Below are 4,617 nucleotides of genomic sequence, written 5' to 3'. Positions count from 1 at the left end.
CCAATCTCTACAATGCTGTGACGGTTCGCTACATCGCGGAGAAGTACCCGCTGGATTCGATCCGCGACGGTTTCCTGTTCGGGGGGCCCTGGAAGAAAGTGACCGTATTGGCTGGCGGCCGCGAAGTCTCGCTCGATGCCATAGAGCACGACATCTTGCGCCCCCGCTTCGGGGACCCGCGCGTCCATTATGCCATCAATTGCGCCTCTTATGGCTGCCCGAACCTGCTCACTCGCGCCTGGACGGCGAACACACTTGATGCAGACCTCGACGCCGCTGCGCGTGCTTACATCAACCACCCTCGTGGTGTAACGGTCGGAAACCGCGGACTTACTGTATCGTCTATCTACAAATGGTTTGAGGTCGACTTCGGCGGATCGAAAGATGGCGTTATCAAACACCTGCTTCAATATGCCGAGCCGGCGCTCGCCGAGAATATCCGCGCTACGCCCAAAATCCGCGGCTACACCTATGACTGGTCGCTCAATGATACCCGGACGGACCCTGCCAAATGACCGAAGAAACCCAACACGCTTCGCGCCCGCTCTGGTTGCGCCTGTGGCCCCTCTACCTGATTGCGGGTGGCCTGATCGCCGCATGGTTCTTCGGCCTGTTCGACTATCTTTCGCTTGAGACACTGCGCCAGCAGCAGGCCTCGCTACGCGCGTTCGTTGAAGACAACCTGATCCTGGCCATTGCCGCCTATGTGGGCGTCTATGCAGCCAGCACAGTCTTCATGCTGCCCGGCGCACTGTGGATCACGATCAGTGGCGGCTTCCTGTTCGGCCTTGCCGGCGGCACGCTCGCCACCGTGGTGGGCGCAACCCTCGGCGCCAGCCTGCTCTTTCTTGCCGCGAAGACTTCGCTGGGCGGCTTCATGCGCAAGATTGCGAGCGGCTATGCCGACAAGGTCCGGACCGAATTCCAGAACAGCCCCATGGCCTATATGTTTGCCATGCGCTTCATTCCGGCCATGCCGTTCCCTGTCGCCAATATCCTGCCTGCCATCCTCGGCGCCAAGTATCGTGATTATGCCATCACGACGGCGCTCGGCATCATACCGGGTGTGATCGCCTATACATGGGTCGGCGCAGGGCTCGGCGCGACCTTCGCCAAGGGCGAAGATCCCGATCTTGCCTCCGTTTTCCAGAACCTGCTTCCCGCCGCGATCGCCCTGGGCGTTGTGTCCCTGTTACCCGTCGCGTGGAAGAAGTTCTTTCCCAAGAAGGCCAACCAGATTGAAGAGGCTGCCTGATGTCCGACAATGCCGACCAAAATGCCCGTGCACCGCTCGCCGGATCGGCGGATCCAGACAAGGTCGCGACCTCCCCTGCGCCGCATTCGCCGGGCGCCGCCCCGATGCGCGAGATGAAAGCCGATCTTGTCGTTATCGGCGCTGGGTCAGCTGGCCTGTCGGCTGCGGCTGGTGCAGCCCAGTTCGGGCTCTCGGTCGTGCTGTATGAAAAAGGCGAGATGGGAGGTGATTGCCTGAATTCCGGCTGTGTCCCGTCGAAAGCCCTGCTCAGCGCTGCCAAGGCCGCCGCCCAAGTGCGCGAGGCTGGCAAGTTCGGTATCGAGACCACATCGCCAAGAATCGATTGGGAAAAGGTGAAGCTGCACGTGCGCACGTCCATCGCGACCATTGCGCCGGTCGATAGTCAGGAACGATTTGAAGGCCTTGGCTGCACGGTTATCCGCGAACATGCAAAGTTTGCCAGCCCAGACACCGTCATCTCCCCGACCACGCGGGTAAAGGCCCGGCGCATCATCATCGCCACAGGGTCTCGTGCCTTCATTCCGCCAATCGAAGGACTCGCCAACACACCCTACCTGACCAATGAAACCATTTTCGACCTGCCGGACTTTCCCGAACACCTTGTCATCCTCGGCGGCGGTCCAATCGGGATGGAAATGGCGCAAGCCTTTGTCCGGCTCGGTGCCAAGGTCACCGTGATCGAGATGGGCAAGGCACTCGGTCGATCCGACCGTGCCCACGCCGAGATCGCCATCGAAGCCCTGCGCGCCGAAGGCGTCACTCTTCTGGAAGGTTACAAGGCTACGAAGGTTGAACAGGACGGAAAGACCATCCGCGTCCACACAGAGCCAAAGGACGGCGAGGCCTGGACGGTCGAAGGATCACACCTGCTCGTCGCCGTCGGTCGCCAGACCGTTTTTGACGGCATGGATCTCGACAAGGGCGACGTCGATCATGACCGAAAGGGCATTATTGTCGGCGACAATTTACGGTCAGCCTCAAACCGCCGGGTCTGGGCGCTGGGCGATGCCGCCGGCCGCGAACAATTCACGCATATCGCTGGCTGGCACGCCTCGGTTTTTGCCCGCCGCGCCTTCTTCAAGCAGCGGACAAAAGCAGACAGCCTGCCGGTGCCCGCCGTCACCTACACATCGCCGGAAGTCGCCCAGCTGGGTCTGACAGAAGCCGAAGCCCGCGAAAAGCATGGAGACGATATCACGACGCCGAGCTTCCAATTCGAGGAGAGCGACCGCGCCATTGCCGAAGCTGACACAGACGGCGAAGTGAAACTGATTGTGCGCAAAGGCAAACTGCTCGGTGCGTCAATCGTCGGCAAGGAGGCCGGAGACTTGCTTCAACTGGTTTCTGTGGCCATGTCCAATGGACTTGGCGTGAAGGAACTAACCAATTTCATCTCTCCTTACCCTACCCGGGCCGAAGGGGTGAAACGCGCTGCCAATGCGCACTATGCCGATGTTGTGTTCGGAAAGAGCGCAAAGCGACTCGTCGGCTTGCTCCAACGTATCCCCTAGGCTAGTTCAGGCGGTGTGAACGACACCGCCGACCTGCCCCCGCCGGCTCTGACGAAAACCCGCGCCGGGGCGCGCTGGTTCGACAGCCTCTCATTTCGGTTGTTTGGCCTGACCATACTCGCCATTCTGGTCGTCGAAGCCTTCATCTTTGTGCCGAGTGCATCCGGTTTCCGTACGAGCTGGCTGACCGAACGCGTTCAAGCCGCCCGGATCGCATCCCTCGCCCTCGAAGCTGCGCCGGACCGATCGGTTTCCGAAGAATTGTCGGCAGAGCTCCTCAAATATGCCGAAGTCTGGGCCGTCACCGAAATGGAAGACGACATGCGTTTCCAGCTATTGCCAGCCCAAATGCCTCTGGATGGCGACATGCATATGCTCGACCTGCGAGAGGCAACATCCACGAACCGCGTCGCCAATACGTTTGGCGCGTTCTTCGCACCGGATGACCGTGTGCTGGTCGTCACCGCGCAGGGCGTGAACGAAGACCGGGTCATCGAAGTTCTGATGCCGCACGCACCGATGAAATCCGCGCTGTTGGCCTATGCACGCCGCATTGCCGCTCTTTCCCTGCTGATCGCACTTGCCGCCGCCACGATCATCTATGTCTTACTCCACCTCCTCGTCGTGCGTCCCATGCAGCGGGTTACGCTGAGCGTCGAACAATTCAGGATGGATCCCGGCTCATGGACCCGTCGCCTGCCTCACACCAAACGGCGCGACGAAATCGGCAGGGCCCAGAATGCGCTGGCCGACATGGAGAGCGCCGTGGCTGAAAGCTTCCGGCAGCGCTCTCACTTGGCCGAACTTGGCACCGCAGTGGCCAAGATCAACCATGATCTCCGCAACTCACTGGCATCCGCCCAACTGGTTTCGGATTCCCTGGCCCGCTCGGACGACGTGCGTGTACAGAAGGCTGCCCCCCGACTCGAGCGCGCGCTCACCCGCGCAATCACACTGGCAACCGAAACGCTGGACTATGGCAAGGCGACGCCCCAGCCGGCAGAACTGGAGCAGGTTGAATTGCGACAGGCGCTCGATGAGGCCGCCGACGAAGCGCTCGCCGCCTGGCCATCGGTCGAGTTCGTCAACAATGTTCATATGCTGGAACATGTGATGGCCGATCCTGACCACCTGCATCGCATCGCCGCAAACCTGCTCCGAAATGCCGCCGAAGCCATGTCAGCGGCCGGGTCTGACCCTTCCCGCATCTTCGTCAGCTTAGAGACCAATGAAATCGTCTTTTCCGACACGGGTCCTGGCATGCCGGAGAAGGCCGCAGCGAACCTGTTCACCCCGTTTGCCGGCACGACCCGGCAAACGGGCAGCGGACTTGGGCTTGTCATCGCTAGAGAGCTGGCGCGAGCCATGGGCGGCGAATTGGTCCTGGCTGAAACCGGCCCCGCGGGCTCGGTCTTCCGCCTCACACTTGCGCCGCACGAATGACACGTCCCGACACATTTGCTGGAACCAAGCCGGGGTGAATGCATTGGTCCACCAGATAGCTGGATGGACACCATGACCCCCGAAACCATTGTTTCTACTTTATTTTCAACAGGCGCTGCGGCCGCTGCAGGACTGGCTGTTGTGCTACAGCCGAGCCTGCCCCGGCCTGACGTGACGCCGGTGGATCATTTTCAGGAAGCCGACTTTGCCATCTATGATCGCGACTTCTCCCTTCAGGGGCGCGACTGCGAGATTGGCATTGAGAAACGTGGCATCTGCCTTAGCGCATCGCCGCTGGAAGATTCCATCGTTCCCGGCATGATACTGCCTGTAAAAGTCCCTGCGACGAGTGCTGAGTTTCCAATCATTCTCGAGGGTTCCCTGAAA

At 60.6% G+C, this 4,617-nt stretch carries 5 protein-coding genes; all 5 read left to right on the top strand.

Annotated elements, in window-relative coordinates; translation table 11 throughout:
- Window positions 1-515 (top strand): DUF547 domain-containing protein (locus B4F73_RS11195; protein ID WP_290483288.1); only part of this gene is annotated, 515 nt, incomplete at its 5' end.
- Entirely contained in the window at window positions 512-1,255 is a 744-nt protein-coding gene (locus B4F73_RS11190; protein ID WP_290483287.1) for a TVP38/TMEM64 family protein, read from the top strand. The genes B4F73_RS11195 and B4F73_RS11190, both read left to right, overlap by 4 nt.
- The gene (locus tag B4F73_RS11185) at window positions 1,255-2,787 is read left to right on the top strand and encodes a dihydrolipoyl dehydrogenase family protein (protein ID WP_290483286.1); all 1,533 of its coding nucleotides are present in this window, start codon (window positions 1,255-1,257) and stop codon (window positions 2,785-2,787) included. Before B4F73_RS11190 ends, B4F73_RS11185 begins: the two co-directional genes overlap by 1 nt.
- Window positions 2,788-2,802: 15 nt before the next feature.
- Window positions 2,803-4,230 (top strand): sensor histidine kinase, encoded by a 1,428-nt coding sequence (locus B4F73_RS11180; protein WP_290480387.1) that lies wholly within the window; start codon window positions 2,803-2,805, stop codon window positions 4,228-4,230.
- Window positions 4,231-4,302: 72 nt separating this feature from the next.
- A partial coding sequence (locus tag B4F73_RS11175) for a hypothetical protein (RefSeq protein WP_290483285.1) occupies window positions 4,303-4,617 on the top strand: 315 nt, incomplete at its 3' end.

Source organism: Hyphomonas sp. UBA3601 (assembly GCF_002375605.1).
Taxonomy (GTDB): domain Bacteria; phylum Pseudomonadota; class Alphaproteobacteria; order Caulobacterales; family Hyphomonadaceae; genus Hyphomonas.
Note: the sequence above shows the minus strand (reverse complement) of the source record. Positions and strands in the feature narration are given on the sequence as shown.